This is a genomic window from Psychrobacter piechaudii (assembly GCF_900162825.1).
Taxonomy (GTDB): Bacteria; Pseudomonadota; Gammaproteobacteria; order Pseudomonadales; family Moraxellaceae; genus Psychrobacter; species Psychrobacter piechaudii.
In genome coordinates this window covers 1-25,131 of the sequence record NZ_FUGE01000019.1, presented here as the reverse complement: position 1 = coordinate 25,131, position 25,131 = coordinate 1, and the positions used below count along the sequence as shown (strand labels likewise).

Annotated in this window: 21 protein-coding genes and 1 pseudogene; 10 read left to right on the top strand and 12 right to left on the bottom strand. The window is 42.5% G+C overall.

The window, feature by feature from the left end; genetic code table 11:
• Positions 1-157: 157 nt before the first annotated feature.
• On the bottom strand, positions 158-712 hold the full coding sequence (gene ispZ, locus A1019T_RS00225; RefSeq protein ID WP_077449907.1) for a septation protein IspZ: 555 nt from the start codon (positions 710-712) through the stop codon (positions 158-160).
• Between the two features lie 305 nt (positions 713-1,017).
• Between ispZ and A1019T_RS00220 the strand changes: the two genes are divergently transcribed.
• The gene (locus tag A1019T_RS00220) at positions 1,018-1,950 is read left to right on the top strand and encodes a PHP domain-containing protein (protein WP_077449906.1); all 933 of its coding nucleotides are present in this window, start codon (positions 1,018-1,020) and stop codon (positions 1,948-1,950) included.
• On the opposite strand, the gene truD is transcribed toward A1019T_RS00220, so the two are convergent.
• Entirely contained in the window at positions 1,939-3,096 is a 1,158-nt protein-coding gene (gene truD, locus A1019T_RS00215; protein WP_077449905.1) for a tRNA pseudouridine(13) synthase TruD, read from the bottom strand. The two genes, A1019T_RS00220 and truD, sit on opposite strands and share 12 nt — an antisense overlap.
• A 139-nt stretch (positions 3,097-3,235) precedes the next feature.
• On the opposite strand from truD, the gene A1019T_RS00210 reads away from it, so the two are divergent.
• The gene (locus tag A1019T_RS00210) at positions 3,236-3,811 is read left to right on the top strand and encodes a GNAT family N-acetyltransferase (protein ID WP_244156479.1); all 576 of its coding nucleotides are present in this window, start codon (positions 3,236-3,238) and stop codon (positions 3,809-3,811) included.
• Positions 3,812-3,855: 44 nt separating this feature from the next.
• Here the strand turns inward: A1019T_RS00210 and A1019T_RS00205 are convergent, their stop codons facing one another.
• The 4 genes from A1019T_RS00205 to lon all read right to left on the bottom strand — a co-directional run bounded on the left by A1019T_RS00205 (position 3,856) and on the right by lon (position 10,092).
• Positions 3,856-5,007, bottom strand: coding sequence for a regulatory protein RecX (locus A1019T_RS00205; RefSeq protein WP_077449904.1), 1,152 nt, complete (start codon positions 5,005-5,007; stop codon positions 3,856-3,858).
• Between the two features lie 33 nt (positions 5,008-5,040).
• On the bottom strand, positions 5,041-6,093 hold the full coding sequence (recA, locus tag A1019T_RS00200) for a recombinase RecA (protein ID WP_077449903.1): 1,053 nt from the start codon (positions 6,091-6,093) through the stop codon (positions 5,041-5,043).
• Between the two features lie 500 nt (positions 6,094-6,593).
• On the bottom strand, positions 6,594-7,145 hold the full coding sequence (locus A1019T_RS00195) for a superoxide dismutase family protein (RefSeq protein WP_077449902.1): 552 nt from the start codon (positions 7,143-7,145) through the stop codon (positions 6,594-6,596).
• 355 nt (positions 7,146-7,500) lie between these two features.
• Entirely contained in the window at positions 7,501-10,092 is a 2,592-nt protein-coding gene (lon, locus tag A1019T_RS00190) for an endopeptidase La (protein WP_244156478.1), read from the bottom strand.
• Positions 10,093-10,483: 391 nt separating this feature from the next.
• On the opposite strand from lon, the gene A1019T_RS00185 reads away from it, so the two are divergent.
• A complete protein-coding gene (locus A1019T_RS00185; protein ID WP_208608003.1) occupies positions 10,484-11,860 on the top strand; it encodes a Na+/H+ antiporter family protein in 1,377 nt (458 codons plus the stop codon).
• 113 nt (positions 11,861-11,973) lie between these two features.
• Here the strand turns inward: A1019T_RS00185 and A1019T_RS00180 are convergent, their stop codons facing one another.
• Together A1019T_RS00180 and A1019T_RS00175 are read right to left on the bottom strand one after the other, a co-directional pair.
• Entirely contained in the window at positions 11,974-12,267 is a 294-nt protein-coding gene (locus A1019T_RS00180) for a hypothetical protein (RefSeq protein ID WP_077449900.1), read from the bottom strand.
• Positions 12,264-12,878: a 5-formyltetrahydrofolate cyclo-ligase gene (locus tag A1019T_RS00175; protein ID WP_077449899.1), complete on the bottom strand. Its 615-nt coding sequence runs from the start codon at positions 12,876-12,878 to the stop codon at positions 12,264-12,266. Before A1019T_RS00175 ends, A1019T_RS00180 begins: the two co-directional genes overlap by 4 nt.
• Positions 12,879-13,145: 267 nt before the next feature.
• Between A1019T_RS00175 and fumC the strand changes: the two genes are divergently transcribed.
• The 3 genes from fumC (at position 13,146) to A1019T_RS00160 (ending at position 16,928) form a co-directional block, all read left to right on the top strand.
• Complete coding sequence (fumC, locus tag A1019T_RS00170; RefSeq protein WP_077449898.1) at positions 13,146-14,534, top strand: class II fumarate hydratase; 1,389 nt, start codon at positions 13,146-13,148, stop codon at positions 14,532-14,534.
• A gap of 764 nt (positions 14,535-15,298) precedes the next feature.
• Positions 15,299-15,730: an ACP-like domain-containing protein gene (locus tag A1019T_RS00165; RefSeq protein ID WP_077449897.1), complete on the top strand. Its 432-nt coding sequence runs from the start codon at positions 15,299-15,301 to the stop codon at positions 15,728-15,730.
• Positions 15,731-15,992: 262 nt separating this feature from the next.
• The gene (locus tag A1019T_RS00160; RefSeq protein WP_077449896.1) at positions 15,993-16,928 is read left to right on the top strand and encodes a DUF1311 domain-containing protein; all 936 of its coding nucleotides are present in this window, start codon (positions 15,993-15,995) and stop codon (positions 16,926-16,928) included.
• A gap of 123 nt (positions 16,929-17,051) precedes the next feature.
• On the opposite strand, the gene A1019T_RS00155 is transcribed toward A1019T_RS00160, so the two are convergent.
• The 4 genes from A1019T_RS00155 to A1019T_RS00140 all read right to left on the bottom strand — a co-directional run bounded on the left by A1019T_RS00155 (position 17,052) and on the right by A1019T_RS00140 (position 21,204).
• On the bottom strand, positions 17,052-18,434 hold the full coding sequence (locus tag A1019T_RS00155; RefSeq protein ID WP_077449895.1) for a lytic murein transglycosylase: 1,383 nt from the start codon (positions 18,432-18,434) through the stop codon (positions 17,052-17,054).
• 306 nt (positions 18,435-18,740) lie between these two features.
• Positions 18,741-19,169 (bottom strand): Hsp20/alpha crystallin family protein, encoded by a 429-nt coding sequence (locus A1019T_RS00150; RefSeq protein ID WP_077449894.1) that lies wholly within the window; start codon positions 19,167-19,169, stop codon positions 18,741-18,743.
• A gap of 203 nt (positions 19,170-19,372) precedes the next feature.
• Complete coding sequence (gene ybeY / locus A1019T_RS00145) at positions 19,373-19,927, bottom strand: rRNA maturation RNase YbeY (RefSeq protein WP_077449893.1); 555 nt, start codon at positions 19,925-19,927, stop codon at positions 19,373-19,375.
• 176 nt (positions 19,928-20,103) lie between these two features.
• Positions 20,104-21,204, bottom strand: coding sequence for a PhoH family protein (locus tag A1019T_RS00140; protein WP_077449892.1), 1,101 nt, complete (start codon positions 21,202-21,204; stop codon positions 20,104-20,106).
• A gap of 454 nt (positions 21,205-21,658) precedes the next feature.
• On the opposite strand from A1019T_RS00140, the gene A1019T_RS00135 reads away from it, so the two are divergent.
• From A1019T_RS00135 to A1019T_RS13480, 4 genes and pseudogenes are all read left to right on the top strand, one after another.
• Positions 21,659-22,945 carry a UbiH/UbiF/VisC/COQ6 family ubiquinone biosynthesis hydroxylase gene (locus tag A1019T_RS00135; protein WP_077449891.1) on the top strand — a complete coding sequence of 429 codons (1,287 nt, stop codon included), beginning with the start codon at positions 21,659-21,661 and terminating at the stop codon, positions 22,943-22,945.
• 67 nt (positions 22,946-23,012) lie between these two features.
• A complete protein-coding gene (locus A1019T_RS00130; RefSeq protein WP_077449890.1) occupies positions 23,013-24,290 on the top strand; it encodes an FAD-dependent oxidoreductase in 1,278 nt (425 codons plus the stop codon).
• A complete protein-coding gene (locus A1019T_RS00125; RefSeq protein WP_077449889.1) occupies positions 24,291-24,866 on the top strand; it encodes an OmpA family protein in 576 nt (191 codons plus the stop codon).
• Positions 24,867-24,964: 98 nt separating this feature from the next.
• Positions 24,965-25,131: pseudogene (locus A1019T_RS13480) on the top strand (RNA-guided endonuclease InsQ/TnpB family protein); the annotation flags it as partial.

Below are 25,131 nucleotides of genomic sequence, written 5' to 3'. Positions count from 1 at the left end.
TTACTGTTCTCGCCATCGTGTGAGTTTCCCTATATTTTGTTGATATATAGGATTAAAATAAGGCTTTATCTGTATTTTTCAAATTAGGGACACGCCCTAAGCTAAATCCATAGGCTAGGGCCAAAATTCAACTTGAGACAGCTAGGTTAAGCGCAAGCTATTTTTTAGTTTTGTCGTCGGTGATTTCTGGATTAAGGTGGTTTTTAAGTATAACAAACTGACCCACGATAAACACCAACATGAAAGGCAGCCAGCCATAGCTTTTGAAGTTAATCCAAGTCTGTTCGCTGGTATAAAAGGCAAAGTAATATTGCAGTCCAGCCATCAAGATAAAGTAGCCTACCCATGCCAAAGTTAGTTTATTCCATCCTGATTTGGTCAAGCTAAAGACACTCTTCATGGCCATCTCTAACAAGGGTTTACCCACCAATACACTGATTAATAAGGCCGCTGCGAACACCCCATTAATCACTGTTGACTTCCATTTTAAGTAAATTTCGTCATGGAATAATAGCGTTAAGCCACAGAAGACCACGGTCAGTACTAAGGTCACAACTTGCTGTTTAGTCAGACGACCTCTTTGTGTCATCAAGTGAATAGCTGCCACGGCCACAGTGGCGATTAAGATTGCCCCAGCACCAGCCAAAACACCTTGGGTTTTCGCCACATAAAAAAAGGCGAGTAAGGGGATAAAATCTAACAATGCTTTCATAGAAGTCACAATAATAAATTAACAGAATAAGAGAGATAACTTGTGGCGATAGTTTACACGCCATTCCCCATAAAAAAAAGCATTGGCGCTATATTGAAGCTTTAAACTTAAGCGGATATTGCTTGGATTTACCCGACTCAAAGCAGTTGTCTAAGCTCTATAATTTGGCTATTACTATAAAAATCAGCTAAAAAATGTCTGGAAATATATCGACAAATAGCAGGTAATAACCGTTACAATATTGGTGAGACAACCTTCTTGTTGTAAAGACCAAATTATAAACACCAAATTATAAAGATAAAAATATGCCGTATAGCCTCACAGAAATAACTCCAACCCAAAACGCCCAATCCTTGTGTTACAAACGCATTGATTTACACAGTCACAGCACCTGCTCCGATGGTAGTAATACCCCGACTCAGCTTTTACAAAAAGCAAATGAGGCTAATATCGATATTTTTGCCTTGACTGATCACGATACCTTAGCTGGTATTCCAGAAGCCAGGGCGGTGGCCGAAGAGTTGGGTATAACTTTGATTAACGGGGTAGAGATCAGTTGTCAGCATACGCTTACCGGCGGCTATGGCAAAAATAAAGCCAAGGACAAAATTATTCATGTGCTAGGTTTGGGCTTTACAGACTTTACTGAAATGAATGAGACTTTGACCCACATTCAAGTCAGTCGTGGTAATCGCGGCCGAATGATCGTCGAGAAAATGGCGGAGCTAACGGGTCATGATTTTAATGAGATGTGGCAAGCGGTACTGGTAAAAGCAGACGGTAATCCGGATGCAGTAGGTCGCGCCCATATTGCCAAAGTTTTATTAGAGCAAGAGATTGTGCCGACCATGCAAAAAGCTTTTGATAAGTATTTAGCGGATAATAAAGCCGCTTACGTACCTATCGAGACGCTAAGTATGGAGGAGACCATTAACCTTATCCATCGCTGTGGTGGTAAAGCAGTATTGGCACATCCAACCCGTTATAATCTATCGGCGACCCGAGTGCGCAAGCTAATTGCTGAGTTTGCTCAATTTGGCGGTGATGGCTGTGAGTTACCCAATAATGACGAACCCCTAAGCACTCGGCGTATGGTCGATCGCAGTATTGCTGAGCATGGACTACAAGTGTCGACGGGCAGTGACTTTCATGGTAGCAGTATGCCTTGGCGCAAACTTGGCGATGTGCCAAGTCTGGCGGAAGGTCAAACTTTAGTTCTCGAAGGGTTACTGAGTTAAATCCGTTACTAAGCTTGCCAAAACACTGGTAGCAAAGGTCCCTGTTGGCAAGGTAAATTGTAGTATCAAGCTTTGCCCATCAGGCCAAGTCCAGCTTAAATTACTAACTGGCAAGCGTGTGGCACGGCGCATGGTTTTAAGCTCTTTTTTCTCAAGCCCCTGAGCCAGTCTTTGTAAGATAGGATTCTGTGCTACCACCTGTTGTTCCAATGCTTTGGCAGCGCCGCCAACCTTGTCATTTTTTATACCCCATAGCGGTGCGGTGGGGTGAATATCGCCGCTGGCAAGGCGTTCTTGTATCTCCTGATCTATTTGTTCAACAGTGAATACCGATCCTGAACCGTTTAAATTAAAAACATCCCCTTCAAGCGCTTTATTCCAATTATCTTGCTCAACTCGAGCGGAGACTATCTGATTAAAAATGGCGCTGCGAGCAGAGGATAACAGTAGCGACTGCAAATCACGGCTCTTTTTTGGGTGCGGTTTGCGGTCATTGATGGTGCCTTGTTCAAACCATTCTAAAGCACTGGCAATATTGTTGCCTTGGCGGCCAAAACGTTGCTCACCAAAATAATTGGGCACGCCTGCTTTGCCAATAAGGGTTAATATTTCATCAGCTTCAGCAGTCGTTGCGGCAACTTTGGGATTTAGTTCAATGTTGGTTAAGCGGATGACAAACTTATTGGCCTTATGAGTGCCACGGTTGAGTTTTTTGCTGTGCCAAGCTTTTTCGAGCACTTGTACTGATTCAGTCTCAGAGTTCAGATTGGCTGTGATAAACTCGTCAAAGCTTGGCTCTGGCAATTCGCCTTTGGGGATTCGCAAACTAAACCACTGCGTCGTTACTGCCTGTCGATCTTTTAGCCCTGAGTAACCAACATCACGGCTAGGTATTTTGGCCCATTTGGCCAATTGATCAGCCACAAAGCTGGTGTTCATGCCACTCTTTTTTATCAATAACCACAAATGCTCACCGGCACCGGACAGCTCGACCTCTAATAATTCATCGACCTGAAAATCTGCAGCAGCTTGCTTAAAACGGGCGCTAGAAATAAGGGCAGGGTTAGGCTGTGCCCATTGGCGAGAGTCGGTTAATTGGGTAATTTGCTCAGGGCTAATGGGTGTTTGGGCGGTGGCTGATATCATAATAAGCTTCAGAAAATAAAAGAATTTAAAAACAGTGTATTGGTATGGCTTATGTAGGGCTTAAGAGGTTTACTAATAGGCTCAGTTTCTGCTTTAATAATCTTAAACTGTTTACCTCTAGTTCGTGTAGTATACCACTATGTCTAAACCCAATATGTCCCGACCCAATGTTTTTTTGCGTCAAGCTGCCCTTGAGGATGTCGACTCCTTACTTAGCTTGTTAAATCAATGCTATCGCGAAGATGTGGGCTGGACTAATGAAGCCCATTTGGTCGAAGGTATTCGTACCACGGCACAAGAAATTGAAGCAGTTATCAATGCACCACGCCATTATTTATTTGCTTTCCCTGAAGTCAAGCAGGGTAATGAGACCGGCAAGATTCTAGGCTGTATTGCTGTGGACATCAAAGCAGAACAAAATAACGCCTATATCGGTATGTTTGCGGTCCATCCTAGCTTACAAGGCTTAGGTGTGGGAAATGAGATTTTACAAGCGGCAGAAACCTTTGCAGGGCGTCATCTAAAAGCGGATGACAATCCTCATAAAGCCCGTCTAACCATGAGTATCTTAAGTCAGCGTCCAGAGTTATTGGCTTATTATCAACGCCGAGGCTATCAGTTGAACGGGGAGCGTTTGCCGTTTCCGGAAGATGGCAATAATGGTGAGCCGAAACTGTCAGGCTTAGAGCTTCTTGGACTAGAAAAAGTGGTATAAACAGGTGGTTATCATCTGAACACTATTAATTAGCCAAACCACACCTAAAAGCGCTCTTCCAGGCTCTCTAAATTATGGGTAATGGCTTGAAAGCAAATGTCTGGTTTAAAGCCGCGATATTGCAAAAATCGCAGCTGGCGCGCTTTTATCTTTGGCTCAGTAGGAATCTCGCTTCCATACTTTTTGACCCGAGCCTCAACGGCCAGACGTAACCAATCCACACCATCGACTAAGTCATGATTAGACAACATATCGACAAACTCTTCGTTGTCCTCCATCGCCATATCAATCAGCTCATCGATATTAGCCGGCACTTCGACTTTACGTTTATAAAAATCATTTTTAATGCGTAAGCGGCCCCGGCCTTTACGGATGCCTTCACGAATGAGCATTAGCGCAGTACGATGGTCACTTTGATAGCCTTTTTCAGCAAACTCTTGCAGCAGCTCCTCGATTTTATCGGGGTCTTGCTCTTTTTCGAGTAGCTTCTGACGCAGCTCCCCAGCGGAATGCTCACGGCGAGAAAGATAGTAAAAAGCCAACCAACGCAGACGGCTATTGGCTTTGATTTCCTCTTTTTCTGCTTGGCGCTGCTCAGACGTTTTTAGATAGGCTTTAAGCGCTGCCGGTAGGTTATCTATGCCTGAGTTATCGGTTTCAACTTGGCTATAAGTCTGGATTGAGGCATCAGTTGATGCTTCAGCCAATGGAGAATCGGTTTGCTCTCGCTGTTCAGCCTCAGCTTTCACCTGTGCCAACAAGCTTTTAATACTATTGGGATCGACTTCTTTGACTGGTTCAATCAGTTTGGTTTTGGGCTGGTAAGGGGAGGCGGGGTGGAAGCTTTTTTTCTTGCGTTTTTTGGGTCGAGTTATTTGCTTATCTGCTGTGTCCTCAAATAAGGAGGACGAAGCAGGGGAGCCATCTAGCTTAGGCTCATAATCCGTATCACTTTGCTTCGAGTTTGATTTTTTAGAATACGCTTTCTTAGAGTTTGATGTTATAGGGTATGAAGATTTATTGTCCTGAGGTTTAGACACAGAAAAATCACGGGCAGAGGAGATCTGTGCCCGTGATACGGTTTGAGTAGGGGTGCTTTTTGATTTTGCTTGCCCAGATTTTGACTGATTGTTAGAAGAGGTTTTCTCTCCCTTCTCGTTCTCTGCCAAAATCTGGGCTAAAGTTTTAATCTGCATTTTATATTTAAGCGAATTATGTTTAGACGAAGGTTATTCAGCTTCAGGTTCAGCTACTTCCACATCGTCGGCAGTCTCTTTGCCTTTCTCAGGTTCTACAGCCAGCTTCTCAGCACGGATTTTTGCCTCAATTTCTTCTGCAATGGCAGGGTTGTCTTTTAAGAACAATACTGAGTTGGCTTTACCTTGACCAATTTTCTCATCGCCATAGCTGTACCAGGCACCGGCTTTACCAACCACGCCAATTTCTACGCCTAAGTCGATAACTTCGGCCAAATGGTTGGTACCTTCGCCATAAGTGATTTCGAACTCAGCTTGACGGAACGGTGGTGCCATTTTGTTCTTGATTACTTTCACGCGGGTCTGGTTACCAATGATTTCATCACCACTTTTCACGGCACCAATACGGCGAATGTCTAAGCGAACTGAGGCGTAGAATTTAAGGGCGTTACCACCAGTAGTGGTCTCAGGAGAACCAAACATGACGCCAATTTTCATACGAATTTGGTTAATAAAGATAACCATACAGTTTGAGCGTTTGGCGTTACCAGTAATTTTACGCAGCGCCTGACTCATTAAACGCGCTTGTAGACCCATGTGGCTGTCGCCCATCTCGCCTTCAATTTCAGCACGTGGAGTAAGGGCGGCGACCGAGTCAATAACGATCATATCTAGTGCTCCAGAACGCACCAACATGTCGGTAATCTCAAGTGCCTGCTCACCGTTATCAGGTTGAGAAACAAGCAAGTCATCAGTATTCACGCCTAATTTACGAGCATAAATAGGGTCTAAGGCATGCTCAGCATCGATAAAGGCACAAGTACCGCCCTGTTTTTGACATTCAGCGATGGCTTGTAGGGTAAGGGTGGTTTTACCCGAGCTCTCTGGACCATAAATCTCAATGATACGACCTTTTGGCAGGCCACCGATACCTAAAGCGATATCTAAGCCTAATGAACCGGTAGAAACCACGTCTACATCTAGCGTGGCTGAGTTATCGCCCAAATGCATGATGGTATTTTTACCAAATTGCTTTTCGATTTGGCCTAAGGCAGCTTTTAACGCTTTGGCTTTGTTGTCATCCATAATGATGTCCTAATATAAGTAATAAATAATTTGGTTAAAAGATTGAAGTTTTAAATAAGAATAGTTTTTGGTTTAAAATGAAGGATTAGTGAATCACATGGTTATTATAAAGACTAAATTATAATTTAGTAGCACTAATAAATTATATTAGCATTTTTTGTATATTTTTAATAAAGGGTTAGTTTCAGTCTTTTATGCAGTGCATCATAATAACAGTGGATCCTATACGGTAAGTATAGCAAATTGTTATCAACTTAATAGAGGTTTAAAGCGGCTATACGACACCACTTGTCGTATAAGATGATCGGTTTAGGTATCATTATTAACTATTGCACTGAAGATAAAAAACGCCAGCTTCTAATATAGAAACTGACGTTAAATATAGAGCGTTGAATGCTCAAAAAACTAATCTAAACTAGTGATATCGAAACCTATATTTAAATAAAATCAGATATCAACATTTAAATAAAATCAGATATCAACTGTTTAGAGATATCAGATTAATAAGCTTCAATCACACCACAGGCCATACGATCACCAGAGTTACCAGCAGGCTGGCTAGTATAGTCATCGGCACCAGCGTGGATGATAAAGGCACGGTTGTGAACTGTGTTAGCCACGCGTGGATCTACTGAAATATCTTTACGCACAAAGTTCATTCTCGCCACACCATTGGCATCAGCTGTGATGTTGGGTAGGTCACCTGCATGGCTTTCCATACTGCTAGGATGACCATGTGGTTTATTTAAGGCGTTAAAATGACCGCCTGCATCTTGACCTTTATTGGCACAAGTCCCATTTTCATGAATATGGATAGCATAGGTAGAGCCAGGATTTAAACCTGTTAATTCACCAAATACTTGGACGCCACCTTGTATAGGGCGTAAATACATTTTGCCAAGATGCGCTTGACTCACATCTACTGTTTGCATTTGAGCTTGCAGAACAGGCTGTACTTCGGCAGGAAGATCGCCTTTAGTCGGGGTGGTTTGACAAGCCGATAAGGCCAGTGCAGAGGCTAAAATCGCTGAGGTGGTAAGTAATTTTTTCATTAATAAATACTCCTATTTTAAATTATATTGTTATTTATAGCCTTTAATAAGCTTTTGGAAGTTGTTAATTATTTGAGTTGTTTCAAGCTTATTTTTTATAAACTAGCTTTAATTATTAATACAAATTCATGGTAAATATTATTTATTTATGGTGAATACTGTTTAGCTAGCCTTTTAATTATAGCGATAGCAGAGGTAAAACCTTTAGCGGAAACGTTGCAATACGTTATAAAATGTAAATACACTCATAAGGCATTTTGTTTAAATATGCTCAAATATAAACAGTATAAAAAAAGCCGCTTATAAAAAGCGGCTTTTTTTGAATGAAACACTGTAAATCTAATTAGCGCTGTAACTAACTCCGTAAAGCTTTGGTAGATTTAGTGGTGTCTACGGTAACTTTGGTAGGCTTCAGAGGGTCAGGCGCTTTAACCAAAGCCACTTCCAACACCTCATCAATAGTAGATACTGGCTGAATGACTAGCCCTTCTTTCACATTATCGGGAATTTCTACCAGATCACGTTCATTGGAAGCTGGAATCAATACGTGCTTAATACCCCCACGGTGTGCGGCTAGCAGCTTCTCTTTTAGACCGCCAATACGTAGGACCTTACCGCGCAGTGTTACTTCGCCTGTCATAGCAATATCAGAGCGAATAGCGATACCTGTCATTGCAGACACAAGCGCTGTGGTCAGTGCAATACCTGCTGACGGACCATCTTTAGGCGTCGCCCCCTCAGGCATATGCACGTGCACATCTTTGGACTTAAAGGTTTCGTAGTCGATACCTAGCAGTTCACCACGAGCACGAACCACGCTCATAGCGGCTCGGATAGACTCTTTCATTACATCGCCTAGAGAGCCAGTATAAATAAATTCCCCTTTGCCAGGCATGGTAATGGCTTCGATGGTTAACAGCTCACCACCAACGCTAGTCCAAGCTAGACCCGTTACGCGTCCCACTTCAGGAGCTTCCTCGGCTAAGCCATAGTCGTATTGGTGCACACCAAGGTAATCACTAATGTTGTCTGCATCAACTACTACGGTCTCAATCTTAGTCTTCTTAGAAGGCTTAACTCCGCACTTCTCGATAGACTCACGGACCACTTTACGGCAAATCTTATTCACTTCGCGCTCGAGATTACGTACACCGGCTTCACGAGTATAACGCTGAACGATACTGTGCAGAGCTTCCGGCACAATTTCAATCTCATCGTTTTTTAGCCCGTTTTGCTTAATGGCCTTGGGCACCAAGTACTTCTCGGCGATGTTGATTTTTTCATCTTCGGTGTAGCCCGGCAGACGAATCACTTCCATACGGTCCAGCAGCGCAGGCGGAATGTCCATGCTGTTGGCAGTACAGATAAACATCACTTGGGATAAGTCTAAATCCAAGTCTAAATAGTGGTCATTAAATTTATCGTTTTGTGAAGGGTCTAGTACTTCAAGTAGCGCAGAAGCTGGGTCGCCACGGAAGTCTTGCGCCATCTTATCGATCTCATCCAATAAAAACAGCGGGTTTTTCACCTCAACTTTGGCCAACGACTGTACAATTTTACCGGGCATCGCACCGATGTAGGTACGGCGGTGACCACGAATCTCAGCTTCATCACGTACGCCGCCTAACGCCATACGGACGAACTTACGACCGGTAGCACGGGCAATAGATTCCCCTAGAGAGGTTTTACCCACACCTGGAGGGCCCACAAGACATAAGATAGGACCACGCAGCTTTTTCACACGCGATTGCACCGCTAAATACTCTAAGATACGGTCTTTAACATCTTGCAGACCATAGTGGTCAGCATCCAATACTTCTTCGGCCTTATCTAGCTTGATTGAAACCTTGCTGGCTTTGTTCCAAGGCGTATCCAGAATCCAGTCGATGTAATTACGTACCACAGAAGATTCACTTGAGGCTGGTGGCATCATTTTAAGCTTTTTAAATTCTTGCTCAGCTTTTTTGCGCACATCCTCTGGCAAGTCCGCTTTTTTTAAACGGGCTTCTAGTTCTTCTAGGTCATCTTCGCTATCAAAAGAGCCATCGCTGATTTCAGAAAGCTCATTTTTAATGGCCTTCAACTTCTCGTTTAAGAAGTACTCGCGTTGGTTATTCTCCATTTGACGGCGCACCGCTTCTTGGATCTCTTGCTCAATAGATTGTTCTGCAGTCTGTTTCGCCAAATACTCAGTTAGAGTATTGATGTGCGCTGCTATGTCATCTTTTTCTAGTAACAGTTGCTTATCTTCTAAATCCAGAGAGGCACGAGTGGCAATGAAATATACCAACTCCAACAAGTCCTCAATACGATCGGCGACACGAATCAGTTCGCGGCTATTGCGCAGACGTGACTCAGCATAGGTCGAAAATAAGCTGCGTAAAGCTTCAATAGTATTCTTCTGCTGTTCTTCACCCATAGGTGAGTGGATCTCACTCGGGGTGAACTCACCATGCAACATGTCACCTGTATCCGTGACTTTGTCTAGTTTGGCCCGATAGGCACCTTCAATCAGGACTTTGATGCAGTTCTCATCACTGTCGTGTGGCATAGTACTTACGATACGACACACCGTCCCATACTGATATAGGTTATCTAACTCGATGTCTTCGCTGAGCGAGTCTTTTTGTGCCACAACCAAGACCATATCATCGAAATGCTCTTGAGCAGCATGAATCGCTTTCACTGAAGGTTCACGACCCACAAATAAAGCAATTTGCATGTGTGGATAGACCACCACATCGCGTAGAGCCAATAGGGGCAAAGTGCGTGCCTTGTCTTTAGTAGTTGGGGCCGCATCCGTTGGCTCAAAATCTGTAGTTATGTCAGCATCTTGGGCAACCTCAGTTTCAGTAGACTGTATTTCATTGTCCACTTGGTTATTGTCCATTTGGTCATCAACCAGTTGCTCGAAATCACTGTCATAATCTTTATCGGATTTACTCATATTTTTTCCTTATCGTGTGCCATAAAACCTCTTATTCAGAAGTTTTTTATGCTATGACTTACTAAATGGTGATGATAGATGAGAATTGCAAGTTAAATTGAACCAGATAGTCTTTGTACAATGACCTATAAAACAAAAATCGGTTAGAATAGACAGTTTGTAACGCTACTTTTACAGAATAGTTATTTTAAAACCAGCGCTATATAAACCATAGGGTATTAAAGTAGCTAGTTAAGAAAACAAATAACTTTTGCAATCAAACTTGATAGTGACTGATGATCATTAACCAATGATATGGGTGCTATCTACTCAAAAACCAACTTTTATAGAAGAAAGATTTATGCCAAAGCCACTGGCTTAAATAACCAGTCTATTCTATAAGGAATAAATTATGATTAATGCGGTACTATTGGCCGTGGTAGTGATGTTAGGTCTATCACTGGCCCGAGTCCACGTTGTCCTCAGTTTACTGATAGGGGCAATGGTAGGGGGCTTAGTCGGTGGCTTAGGGGTTGATGCTACCTTGACAGCCTTCCAAGAAGGGATTAAAAATGGGGCGCAAATTGCCTTGTCTTATGCCTTACTAGGGGCCTTTGCGGTGGCGATTGCCCATTCTGGGTTGCCTCAATCTCTGTCTAATGCGGGTATCAACCGTATTAACAATGAGAAAAGTGCAGGCTCTGGCTCTATCAAATGGGCCCTGTTTTTTGGCTTGGTATTGATGAGTGTTTTCAGTCAAAACTTAATTCCGATTCACATTGCTTTTATCCCTTTGATTATCCCGCCTTTATTAATGGTGTTTAACCGTCTTAAAGTCGACAGACGTCTGCTGGCTTGTTTGATGACCTTTGGTTTGGTGACCACCTATATGTTCGTGCCTTATGGGTTTGGTGAGATTTACCTGAAGCAAATCATGCTGAAAAACGTCAGCGAAGCCGGTTTAAATGTTGAAAATATTTCAGTAATGAAGGCAATGGCCATTCCAGCACTGGGGATGTTAGTGGGCTTATTGACCGCGGTATTTATCAGTTATCGTAAGCCTCGTCACTATAACCTATCGACCTCACTGTCTAATGAAAGTAATGGCTATACTGCGCCACAGGGTCAGGGCGATGCCTTGACTCAAGCAGCAACGGCTGCGAATGCGCCGAGTAAAGGCAAAACCTTAATTGCTTTATTGGCGATTGTGACCGCCTTTTTGGTCCAGCTTTATACCGATTCTTTATTATTAGGGTCGTTATTTGGCTTTGGGGTATTTATGGCCACAGGGGTAGTGAAGTGGAACGAAGCGGACAGCGTGTTTAATGAAGGCATTAAGCTGATGGCGATGATTGGCTTTATTATGATTACCGCCCAAGGTTTCGCTGAAGTGATGAAAGCCACCGATCAGATTGCTCCGTTGATCGAAGGCGCAACCAATCTGTTTGCCGGTAATAAGGGTATCGCAGCCTTTATTATGTTATTAATTGGTTTAATTGTGACCATGGGTATTGGCTCATCGTTTTCGACCATTCCGATTATTGCAGCCATTTATGTGCCTTTATGTATGGCGATGGGCTTTTCACCACTGGCCACTGTGGCCATTATCGGTACAGCAGGGGCGTTAGGGGATGCAGGCTCTCCAGCTTCTGACTCAACGCTAGGCCCAACGTCCGGTCTTAATGTGGACGGTCAACATGACCACATTAAAGACAGTGTCATTCCCACCTTTTTACACTATAACTTACCGTTATTGGCGTTTGGTTGGATTGCGGCGATGGTGCTGTAATTAAAGCTGTATATTCAAGACTTAACCAAAAAGCGAGACAGAGTATCTGCCTCGCTTTTTTGGTTTTTAAACGCTGTAAAAGTAATTTGGACTAGGGGGCTGCTTATTAACCTTTAGTCTTCAAACTTATCAATCTCACCGGTTAAATAGCCTAGAAAATCATCGCCATTACTCATCAAGGCTTTGAGTCTGTCAGGATTAATCAAGCGTGCCAGTTCTTCTTCTGTAAATAACTGCTCCTCAGGGGATAGCTGACGTTGAGGGGCAGAGATGGCAGTGTTCTCTAAAGTCTGCAAATGACGGTCCACATTATCAGCGCTAGAGCTGTCCAGATTATCTACAATGTTTTCAGCATCGACAGGGTCTATATTGACATTACTGTCATTTGATTGAGGCGATTTACTCATGAGAACCACCGTATTTTTTTGGGGGTAATCAACGCATTTAGCGGCACATCCCAGGGTTGAGTCTGTAGCTTATTCACCACTTGGAACTCATAACACCACCCAACACGTAAGGGGTGCTTGCGGTGATTTTTTGAACTGCTATATTGATAAGATTTAGCCATTGTGGTGTCATAAAAACCGCCGCCCATGCCCATACGATTGCCCTGCTCATCAGCGGCTACCAAGGGGCAGATTATTAAATCAAGTTCATCGGCTGACAGTAGCCGACGGTGTTTGGTCTCTTGCATACCAAAAGGATGGCGCACGGTGGGAATATTAATCAGCTTAGTATGCTCAATCGGCGCAAAGCGGATGTGCTTATTGTCTTTACCAAGGGTATTAATCACTGGCATATAAGCTTTGTAGCCCATGCGTTGACACCATTTTAATAAGGGCTGGGTCGGTAACTCGCCAAAGTCATCCAAATAAATAGCCACTTTTGCGTTTTTGGGCAGGCGAGGGGTCAGCTTCGATAAATGGCAAAAAGCCATTGAAGCCAAATTACGGCGTTGTGGTTCGGTTAGTGAACGGCGTTGACGATTAATTTCGCGGCGGGAAGGGTTATTGCTCATAGTTTCATTTATAATAATTAAGGTCAAAAATAGCTATAGTAAAAATCTAAGATGAGTGCCTAGGATGTGGGCTCTGTACACTACTAAAAAAGCTATCAAAAAAAGGCCATTGAAAAACAGCGGCTAGCAATGCGTTTGATATCAAGTCATGCTATCATATTTACGCTATATTACACTCAGTCCTACTGTATTGGTAAGCTGAGTCATCAATGTCATTAATACCATAACAAATTCTTTTAGGTTTTATATAAAAAAACAGGAGACATTATGTCAACTCGTATAGAAAAAGATACCATGGGTAATGTGGAAGTACCTAGCGACGCTTACTGGGGCGCTCAAACTCAGCGTAGCCGTGAAAACTTTAAGATTGGTGGCGAAACTCTACCACGCCCAATGATTGAAGCAATGGCATTGGTTAAAAAAGCTGCAGCTATTACCAACGCAAGCCTTGGCCGTATCGAAGAAAGCCAACGCGACCTAATTATCCAAGCTGCTGACGAAGTGATCAATGGTGGCCTTACTGATCAGTTCCCATTGGTAGTATGGCAAACCGGTTCTGGTACCCAGTCAAACATGAACATGAACGAAGTACTGGCCAACCGTGCTAACGAAATCGCGGGTTCTGAGCGTGGTACTTATTCACCAGTACACCCTAATGACCATGTGAACCATGCCCAGTCTACTAACGACAGCTTCCCAACCGCTATTCGCGTTGCTGCTGCTCGTCAAATCAACAGCCTGTTAATCCCAGCGGTTAAAGCGCTACGTGACACCCTAGACAAAAAAGCCAAAGAGTTCGACAGCATCGTAAAAATTGGTCGTACTCACTTGCAGGATGCGACTCCTTTAACTTTAGGCCAAGAGTTCAGCGGCTACGTAAGCCAGCTAGACCATGCGCTAGTACGTATCGACAATGCGTTACAAGGCTTATATCAATTACCATTAGGCGGTACAGCCGTAGGTACCGGTCTAAACTCACACCCAGATTATGCAGTAAAAGCAGCTGAGCAATTAGCAGAACTAACGGGCCTACCTTTTGTAACTGCACCAAACAAATTTGAAGCACTAGCAGCACGTGATGCTGAAGTATTCGCTTCAGGTGCATTAAAAACTCTAGCGGCAAGCTTAAATAAAATTGCCAATGACGTACGTTGGTTAGCTTCTGGCCCACGTTGTGGTCTGGGCGAATTGACCATTCCTGAGAATGAGCCAGGCTCTTCAATTATGCCAGGTAAAGTAAACCCAACTCAGTCTGAAGCCATGACTATGGCCGTAGCTCAAGTAATGGGTAACGATACTACTATCAGCTTCGCTGGCGCGTCAGGTAACTTTGAGCTGAACGTTTATAAGCCAGTTATCGCTTATAACTTATTACAGTCAATCAAGCTAATGGGCGATGCTTGTAACAGCTTCAATGAGAACTGTGCGGTAGGTATTGAACCCGTTAAAGATAAAATCGATGATTTCTTACACAACTCACTGATGTTAGTAACGGCGTTAAACCGTCATGTGGGCTATGAAAACGCAGCGAAAATTGCTAAGACTGCCTATAAAGAAGATAAGACATTGAAACAAGTTGCCGTAGAGCTTGGTTTAATGACTGAAGCACAGTTTGATGAGTGGGTAATCCCTGCTGATATGGTTCATCCTAAATAAGCTTTTTTTACACTTTAATTTTTCATGTTAGCTTTTATAGCTAAATGATTTAAATCAAGTGTTTAGACCAAAAAACCTTGCCATTAATTTGGCAAGGTTTTTTTATTTAGGGACAGTTTAATTTTAGGTCAGTGCTTTTAAGCAGGTATTGGATAAATAGATTTCAAGCAAATAGGTTTGCGGTTTTTTATCACCAGTCGCCGTAAAACCACCCACTTCAGGGGGTGGATATAAGGCGACATAATTGCTAGAATGAAAAATCTGTTAAATCAAACCGTCTAAAAAAAAACAGCTAGGACAGTTAAATTGCGAGTACGCAGTGTCTTAACTGGTAGATGGTTTTTCAAACACACTCTCAAGCTGACTCGTGTCAATAGACAATCTTAACAGTAGAGTTAGCTTGAAATGAGAATCTTAGACGCAAGGTGTGACTTGCAAGGCGGTAGCCAACTCTAAGATTTGCGGTCGGGCTTGACCGTCTAGCTGTAGGAATCCCCTCGGTTTAGCGAAGGGAGGAAGTCAATTAAGTAAGCAGTAACCTTATATTGATATTTGAAAACTCCTATATTACAATTAATGTTATGTTATAACAAAACAATATATAGAAGTTACTATGCAATAATAGCAACTTAAATCTTATGGTTTTAATATATCCATATCTTCCAAATGCTTAGGGCAAAAGATATTTAAACAGTAGCATTTGGTTATTAGAAGGGTATTTCTCCTTCTTCCTTATAGTTATAATTTCCAAAAAAGGCGTTATTATGAAAAAATTAACCACTGTATTATCTTCTGCTGCAGTACTAGCAGCTGCATTAACCTCAGGCTCAGCACTGGCCTATTCAGATCAAGTGATGGATCCTGCAACCAGCTATGATTCAGCGACTAAAGTTAGACAAGTAAACTACAGTTGCCAAGGTAAAAATAAAATCAGCGTAACTTATGGCTTTAACAAGCAAAACTTACCGACTTATGCTCAAGCCAATTTAAACGGTAAAGATAGATTTTTACCTATTAATTTAGGCCGCTCAGACACCGTCGATACAGTATTTGGCGATGAAGACAACTTCAGCATTATGAGTAATGCTTTGCGTCTCAATAACTATCATAACTCTAGCATTAACATTCAAGATGCCAGCAGCAAAATCCTTTACAAAGGCTGTAATTCAAAATCAGTTAAAAGACTTAAAGGCTAATTGATTTGACTGTCTGATTGGGCTGTCTGATTAGGCTGTACAATAAGCTAATAAATATAGCGCAAATCTAGATCGGCTAGCTAGATTGGTAAGTAGAAAGACCCTGTTCAACTGAGCAGGGTCTTTTTATTATTTATTACTTGTAATAAAAAGACTATTTCTTAAAAATCCAATCTTTGTTACTATAATATTGTCATATTGTTAAATTGGTTTTATTAATGTGTTATTAGGTGAGTTAATTATTCTAAATTGGAAATAGCCTATGTATAAGAATCTACCGAAAATTGCTCTATTAAGTTCTGCATTATTGTTTGTAGGCTGCGATAAAGTGCCTGATGTAGGGCTTGGAGGTAAAAGTAAAATTGAATGCTCGAATCCAGATGCCCAAAGCTTAGTGATTGATTCTATGCAAAAAGCGATCAACTCTAGCGCCAAAGGCTATGCAGCTTCGTTCGATAGACCCACTTCTGGCTCTAGTATTCGTGCTGGTATCAACCAATTAAAGATGAATTTGGATCATATTCGCACTTCTCAAGACGACCCTCAAAGCACTAAAAACTTCTGTAAGGGCACATTGACGGTAATGATTCCTAGCAAGGTTATCCAAAACGCAGATGTCACCAGAGAATATAATGGTGAATTTGATGTGCAAGAAGATGCCTATCAGCAAGACATTGAGCTTGATGCCAATACCGTAAGCTATGAGATGGAATACTCAGTACAGCCTACTGATGATGGTGAAGTGATCTTTGTTGAGCCTCAAAATGGCAATGATTTAGCTATGTTCTTGGCCTATGTGCTGGTTGATGCAGATCAGAAAAATAACGTTAAAGGCAAAAAAGTGGTAGAAGCTAAGCAAGAAGCGAAAAAGGTCTCTGAAGTACAAAGTGCTGCAGATAAAGCCGCTGCTGCTGCTGCCAGTGCTATGGCTGCTACTGCCGCTGAACAAGCCAAAGTTAAAGCAGAAATGGACTATAAACGCAGTGAGTTCAATAAAATGTGGGGCAGAGCCTCTAAAGAAGCTCAAAACTCCATAGAATATGATCAAAAAGATTGGGTAGAGTGGCGTGATGAGGTCTGTGTGGAGGAGGCAAGAAGTGCGGAGCCGGCGCGTCAAGAGATTGTGAGAATGCAATGTATCACAAGGCTGTTAAGTGATCGCTACTATGAAGTAAAAGAGTATTTTGATAACTATTAAGCGAATAGTAATTAAGCTCATAGTAATCAGTTAATGCTCCATAAAAAAATCCAAGCCTAGGCTTGGATTTTTTATTTTTGCAACTCATAGCTGCTCATAAATAAAAGAGCGTACTAATTGCTGCTAGCGTTTTCTTTTACTAACAAGGATGATAGCCAGAAGAATCAGTAAGCTTATGGCAATAGCGATAAGACTTTTGTTTTCAAAGAAACCTGAAGCAGTAGACTTAGCCTCAGAAGCTTTGGCACTGCTATTTGACCCAGTAGGGATAGACGATTCAGAATCTAAAGAGCCATCCTCAGCCTGTTGCTGCTGTGCGGCCTGCCTTAGCTGTGCTGAGCTGTCCATAAGATGCTGATGGATTTTTTTACCAGCTTTGCCATCAGGTTCAAGACCGTTATCCGCTTGGTACTTTTGGATAGCACGGCGGGTACCGTCACCGATAATGCCGTCTACCTCTCCGATATCATAGCCTAATAAATTTAATGACTCTTGAACTTCACGAGATTCTTTACGACTCAAGCCTGGGTCATCCGTAGGCCAAGGAGTAGCAAACTCAATATTGGTATCTTGTTTCTCAATCTGCTTCGATAAGTGAGCAATGGCTAAAGCGTAATTTTCTGAAGCATTATAAGCATAAAAAGAATCAAAGTTACGACCTACTAAGAAGGCAGGGCCGTTTTTGCCCGACGGTAAAAACAACCCTGCTGAGGCCAATGTCTCGGGCAGAGGGCTACCATCAGCCAAAGTTATTCCTAAGCTGCTCCAATGTGAAATGGGCTGTTTATTCTTACGGTCATTTTTGGCATTAACAGAGGTGGGCAAACGGACTTCATAGCCCCAAGGTTGGCCTGTTTGATAGCCGCTGTTTTTTAGGAAGTTAGCCGTAGAAGCTAGGGCATCTGCTTGACTGTTCACCAAGTCTTTTCGGCCATCACCATCAAAGTCTTGTGCCAGTTGCAAAAAGGTAGACGGCATAAATTGAGTTTGACCAAAAGCGCCCGCCCAAGAACCTTTAAAGTCTTCTTTGGATATATCCCCTTGCTTTAGAATCTTTAAAGCGCTGACATACTCTCCGCGAAAGTAGCTTTGACGGCGACCAAAGCAAGATAAAGTGGCTAGCGAATCTACCACATTCTTTTTGCCAAGCTTGGTACCAAAGTCTGATTCAACCCCCCAGACGCCAAGCACATCATAACGGTTAACCCCATATTCTGACTCGATTCTGGCCAAAATATCCGCATATTTTTCGCTGGCATTAATCCCATCAATCACCCGTTCCTCATCGACTAAGCTGGCCAAATAGTCCCATGGCTCTTTGGCAAATTCAGGCTGATAGTCTAAAGATTCCAGCACACTGGGATCGCCTTGTAATGGACGATACTGATTAAAAGTGTCTCTCACTCCAGAAAAAGGACCGGTTTGTACCAGATTGTCTAAACAAGCATTAAACTTTTGATTATCGAGACTAATGGTTGCTTCCTGTGCCGCCTGACTGGCATTCATACCTAATATTAGACTGCTAGAAAGCAGCAAATAGAAGCCTGAAAATCGAGCTGCACAGGTAAGGGGTGATACAAAGGGGATAAAGGACAAAGAAGGGGGCTTTAGGGACATAGTTTGGCTGCTCAAATATAAAAAAATCTAAACGCATATATTAGCAGAAAGAGTCTGTTTTTAAACCAATAGTTTGCCCTTAATAATAAGTACCAACTCCCTGATAACGGCAAATAGGCAGCTCATAAAAAAGGGGCGCATGATTTACTCATGCGCCCCTTCCAAATAAGAGAACTGATTTATTTAATCAATGACTTATTTAATTTCAAGCTTCTTACTGCTTGAGCTCGCAAGCTTCGGTAAAGACAGTTGTAATACGCCGTTTTCGTATGAGGCTTCTGCCTTATCTACATCAATCTTTTCAGGTAACTGGAAGCTACGTGAGACTGATCCGAAGTAACGCTCACTACGTAGCACTTTATTGCCTTCTTTTTGTTCATCTTTTTGAGAAATTTCAGCACTGATTGAAACCACATCACCTGAAATTGATAGATCAATGTCTTCTTTGGCCACACCTGGAATCTCTGCGTTAACAAAGAATGTATCGTCTTTTTCACTGACATCAATCTTAATCTTTGAAGCAGCTGGTAGGGCATCACCATGAAGGGGACGCATTAAGAAGCTGGGTGCCATTTCATCAAATAAGCTATCAAAAAGCGAGTTTCTAGTTACTAATTTAGTCATATTATTATCCTTATAGTTAATGGTTTACTATGTGACATCTAAGTGTCTCTCTTACCTATATATATGCGGATAACTTTATTTTTTTCAAGTCTTTTTGATAATATAAGTTAAAAAGACAATGTAGCCATAATGCGCTTATAGTTTATTTTAAAAAGTATAGTGGACTTTATATGACTGATAAAATAATAGAGTAAAGGTAATGACTATTTGGCAATATAAGGGTTAGCAATCCCCAGCTTTTCTAAAATCGCAATTTCAAACCCTTCCATTTCATCTTGCTCAGCTTGCCCCAATTCATGGTCGAAGCCAAATAGATGCAAAATGCCATGAACCAGTAGATGGGTTGCGTGGTCCGCTACCGTTTTGTGTTGCTCACTGGCTTGCTGCTCGACCACTTCATGACAAATAATCAGTTCACCAAGAGCAATTTCTGGCATTTCAGTCACAATAAAAGCTGGTAGATCGCTGGGGTAAGATAAGATATTGGTAGCATAATCTTTATTACGCGCTTCCAAGTTAAGTTCACGCCCTTCAACACTATCGGTCAGGTAAACGCCCAATTGCTTTGGCTTCTGTGACCAAGTTTCAGCATCTACCTCTTCAAAATATGGCAAGGTAATGGACTGAGTGCTTATAAAGTCTAAAGTAGTAGTCAGCACCTGCTCAATGTGATCAGGTGAGTAAAACTTATCAGCCACCTCGTTTGCCACAGCTTCCGAGGTGCTGATATCAATGATAGGCATAATAGAGTCGGTCATAATCAATCCCATTTAAAAGAGTAGAGCAGTTTAGTCTGGTAACGATATTTTAGTATTTAAAGTCAGCTGGCACCAAAAGATTGATATGCAAGAAATAAAAAGCCGGATAAGACTATCCGACTCTTTAACAAATTAAGCTTTAATAAATTGGACTTTTTAGCTTGTTTTAAAAGCTATTATTTGGCATCCATTTCAGCTTGTTTGCGTTCTTGTTCTTCTCGGCGAGCTATTTTACGAGCTTCTTTAATGGCCTCTTGTTCTTCATCCCATGCGCCGTAAGCCTCGACGATTTTTTGCACCAACTGGTGACGCACCACATCTTTTGAGTCAAATTTAGTGATATGAATCTCTTCAATTTTACCTAAGATTTGAATGGCTTGGGCCAGACCAGATTTGTGGCCTCGGGGTAAATCCACTTGTGTTACGTCACCGGTGATAACCGCACGCGACCCAAAGCCTAGACGGGTTAGGAACATCTTCATCTGTTCAGGGGTGGTGTTTTGTGCCTCATCCAAAATAACGAATGAGTTATTCAAAGTACGACCGCGCATGTAGGCCAGTGGAGCAATCTCAATGATTTGCTTTTCAATTAGCTTGCCTACTTTTTCAAAACCCAGCATTTCATATAAGGCGTCATATAAAGGGCGTAAGTAAGGGTCAATTTTTTGGGTTAAATCGCCTGGTAAAAAGCCCAGCTTTTCACCCGCTTCTACCGCAGGGCGTACCAGTAAGATGCGTTCGATTTCATTGCGCTCTAGCATATCAACTGCACAAGCCACCGCCAAATAGGTTTTACCAGTACCGGCAGGGCCGACACCGAAGGAGACGTCAGAGGTTAAGATACGTTGGACATAACGCTGTTGGTTGCCACCGCGTGGGATAATTTTCCCTTTACGGGTTTTTAGCGCGATAGAGTCATAATTGGCTTCAGCATCGTACGCATATTCTTCTGAATCCTGCTCATCTTCAACTTTCTCAGGACTAGCAAAACTATCAAAATCACGAGACATGCTGGCCTGAATAATAAGATGAAGCTCTTGCGGGGCAATGTCTTTTTCAGACTGAGCCTCATCGGCCAACTTATTTAAAATAAAGTCACCACGTTCTACCGCTGTCAGGTCACCGGCTAAGATAAACTTGTGTTGACGTTGATTGATATGAATGCCAAGGCGTTCCTCAATGTATTTAAGGTTATTATTGTATTCGCCAACCAAGATTTTCAATTGTGATGAAGTTAAAAAATCAAGATTAATTTTTCGTGTGACGGTATCAGTCAAGTGAGGATCCTTTTTTTATTTGGGTTTTAAAACTATGTATTTATTATGGCCGTTAAATAATGAAATTCAAGCGATAGTAGCCAAGCAGTAGGTCGATTTTTGTAATTTAATAAAGCACAGTTTTTAATTTGCTAAAGCCCAGAGAGTTGCGACAAGTTGATTAAATATTATTAGAGTTTAAGGTAAGATACAGTAAAAGCAATATACTACTTAAAGGTTATGATGATAAGCTTGATAATTAAGGTAACATGATAAGATACTAAATAAGAAAATATTAATTATAAAGGCACAAGTTTTGGCCTAAAAATTGGTTTAAAAACTATATCTACAAAAACAGTGCCTAAAAATAACTACGCTTAAAAACAACTATTTCATTTAATAAAACAATAAAGTTCAGCCGTTTCAATGAATAGCATATTTCAATTAATACAATAAAATTAACAAGAGTAGGTTTATGACAAATCAAACAGAAAAGACAGCTTTTAATAATTCAGATGCGATAACTGAGCAAAGCGTTATTATTGCAGGGGGCGGTCATGTGGGCTTGTCTTTTGCTTTATTATTGGCGGCTCAAGGCATTGCTAGCAGCATAGTAGAGCGTAAAAAATACCCAAAACTTAGCCCCAAAGAAGATGCCAAAAGAACCCATTACTTAGACAGTCGCAATACCGCATTATCGAGACGCACGGTACAGATTTATCAAGAAATCGACTTGTGGGATCAGCTACAAAGCCATGCTTGCCGTATCGATTCGGTTCAGGTCAGCGAGCAGGGCAGCTTTGGTTATGCTCAGCTGAATAAAGAAGAAGAAAATGTAGAATCCTTTGGGCAGGTGATGGAGAATGCTTGGCTGGGTCGTAAGCTGTTATTGGCCGTGCAACAAAGTCCCTTAATTGACTTGATTGATGGGGCAAATGTTACTGCAGTTGAGCAGTCAGCGACGTCAGTGACGCTTACTTATGATACCGATACTGAGAAGCAGCAGAGCTTAACAGCTGATCTCTTGGTAGCCTGTGATGGTAGAGATTCGACAGTGCGTAATCTGTTAGATATTGGCACTAAAGATTATGACTATGGTCAAACCGCTATCGTTGGTGTGGTACAGACCGATAAGCCGCATGAGCACGTTGCTATCGAGCGCTTTAGCCCGGCAGGACCTTTGGCGGTATTGCCGTTAACGGATGCAGACGGCGATGGCAATGACCCAGTGCAGGCCGGTTACCGTCGCTCCGTGGTTTGGGTCTGTAAAAGCGGTGAAGAAAAGCAATATTTGGAAGATGATGCGCTATTTATGGCGACGTTACAAAAAGCGTTTGGTCAGCGGGCCGGTACCTTTATTGAAGCCGGTCGCCGTGGAGCTTATCCTCTAACCCGCGTATTGGCAGAGCGTCAGGTAGATGGCCGGATAGTGATTATGGGCAATGCTGCTCACACCCTGCATCCAGTTGCTGGACAAGGCTTTAACTTGTGTATGCGCGATGCTCATGTACTGGCAAAAATGCTGGGCAACCAAGTACTGCGCGGAGAAGATATTGGCGATCCCCAGATGCTAAAAGCTTATGAGCGTGCCCGTCAAAAAGATCAAAAACGAGTTATTCGTTTCTGTGATGCGGTAGTACATGGCTTTACTCATCCCAATCCAGCGGTGAAGCTGGCACGTAACGTAGCGCTTATTGCCTTTGACAAGCTACCTAATGTCAAGCCGTTGGTGGCTAACTATGCGATGGGTCTAAAGTCTTAAATTTTCAAGATTTGGATGGCAACGATTTTACTTTTAACTGATTTTATTTGAAACATTGGGCGGCTCTATGGCGACAACAACTGCGACACAAACCCTAATCATTGGCGGCGGCATTGTCGGTGCTACTCTGGCATTGAAATTAGCACAGCAGCAGCAAAAAGTGACTTTAATCGATGCACGTCCAGAGCTGAGTGAGGCTCAGTGGCAAGATAGGCTAAAGCAGCGTGATGCTCGTGTGTTTGCGTTAAGTATTGCCAGTATTGAGCTGTTAAAAGAGGTCGGTGCCTGGCAACTTATTTCCCAATCAGGGCGTAAAGCTGACTACACTCAGATGCAGGTGTGGCAACAAGATGGCAAGGGTGAGCTGAATTTCGGTGATGAAATGGTACCTCAGTTATTGGGGTCTATGGTCGAGCCATTTGTGATTGAACAAGCCTTGTATCAAAGAATGGCCGCTGATGATGTCAAAGAGCATCTGACCTTAGTTGCTGGTCATAAAGTTACTATGCTGGATTGGTTAGGCAGCGAGCAAGGCTATCAGGTTCATCTTGATAATGGCGATAAGCTACAAGGTAAACTGCTAATTGGGGCTGATGGTCGTGGGTCATTGGTGCGACGTGAGGCTGGTATTGGCCTTGATACTTTGGACTATAATCAAACCGCCATTTGCTGTGCTATCAAGACCGAGAAGCCGCATAAAGCTACCGCCCGTCAGTTGATGCTACCTACCGGAACTCTGGCGCTATTACCATTGGCTGATGTCACTGAACAAGACAAAGCCAATCCGCAGCATTGGCAGTCGGTGGTTTGGAGTTTGCCACGCAATAGAGCGCTTGAGTTGCTACAGTTAAACCAGGAGGGCTCTCCAGAAACTGCTGATATTTTACGAGCTGAGCTTGCCGCTGCCAGTCAGTATGCTTTAGGCGATATTGAGCAGCTTGAGTCTATTGCGAGTTTCCCGCTGAATGCGCAACAAGCGAAGCATTATGTGAAAGATAACTTGGTATTAGTCGGAGATGCCGCGCATGGGGTGCATCCGCTGGCGGGTCAAGGACTGAATTTGGGTATGCTTGATGTGTCAGCTTTGGTTGATATATTGAACGAGGATTATCAGCGTAGTGGTGGCAGGTGTTGGGGTGAGCTTGCCACATTACGTCGCTATGAGCGCACCCGTCGTCCTCATAACAGTGTGATGATGCACAGTTTTTCACTCATGAACTGGCTGTTCGCTGGTGACTTTGCGGCATTACGTCCGGTACAGCAGCTGCGCAGTGAGGGCATGTACCGGGTGGGTAAAATCAAACCGTTAATGCGCTTCTTTACCAATAAGGCGAGCGGGCTTTAAATGAAAACTTTACCAATCATTGCGGCAACATTTTTGAGCATAAGCGTTTTAGGATTAGTGGGTTGTCAAACTGTGTCGGCGCCTAGTCCAGAAGCTGTAGTGACTACTCCCACCGATCCGAATAAATTAGATAGTGACGGGGATAGGGTACCAGATAGTATTGATCGATGCCCAAATACACCGTGGAATATAGTGGTTGATAAACAGGGTTGCCCACCAACTCCTATAGGAACAGATTTAAAAATGGAGTATAGAGCTTATTATGAAGCTGGAAGTAATCAGTTAACTCAAGAAGATCTAATAGAATTAGACAGAGTTGCAGATATTATGAAGCAGTATCCAGAGTCTAAAGTGCTTTTTGAAGGTCATATCAGTAATTATGAAAAGAGCACTAACAATGCTGCTTTGGCTCAAGAACGGGTAGAGTATGTTGAAAACTATCTTATCTTAAATCATGGTATTCAGCCCGACAGAATTACGATAGAAGCTTATGATGCTACTCGACCGCTTTCTGAAAATGAAGATAACAAAGAGGAGCTAAGACTCAACCAAAGAGTTTATCACCAGTCGCCGTAAAACCACCCACTTCAGGGGGTGGATATAAGGCGACACACACTGTCGTAAGAAGTCGTTAAAGGGTTGTAAGCTAAAATTAATCTTGCCATACTAAGCATATGAAAACACTCAAGCTACGCATTAAAAACAAACACATAAAAGAGCTGAATCGTCTAAGCGGTTCAGTGAACTTCGTGTGGAACTATGTCAATGCGTTAAGTTTTGAGCATCTAAAACGTACCGGTAAGTTTTTTAGTGCTTATGATCTAAGTGAGTACACCAAAGG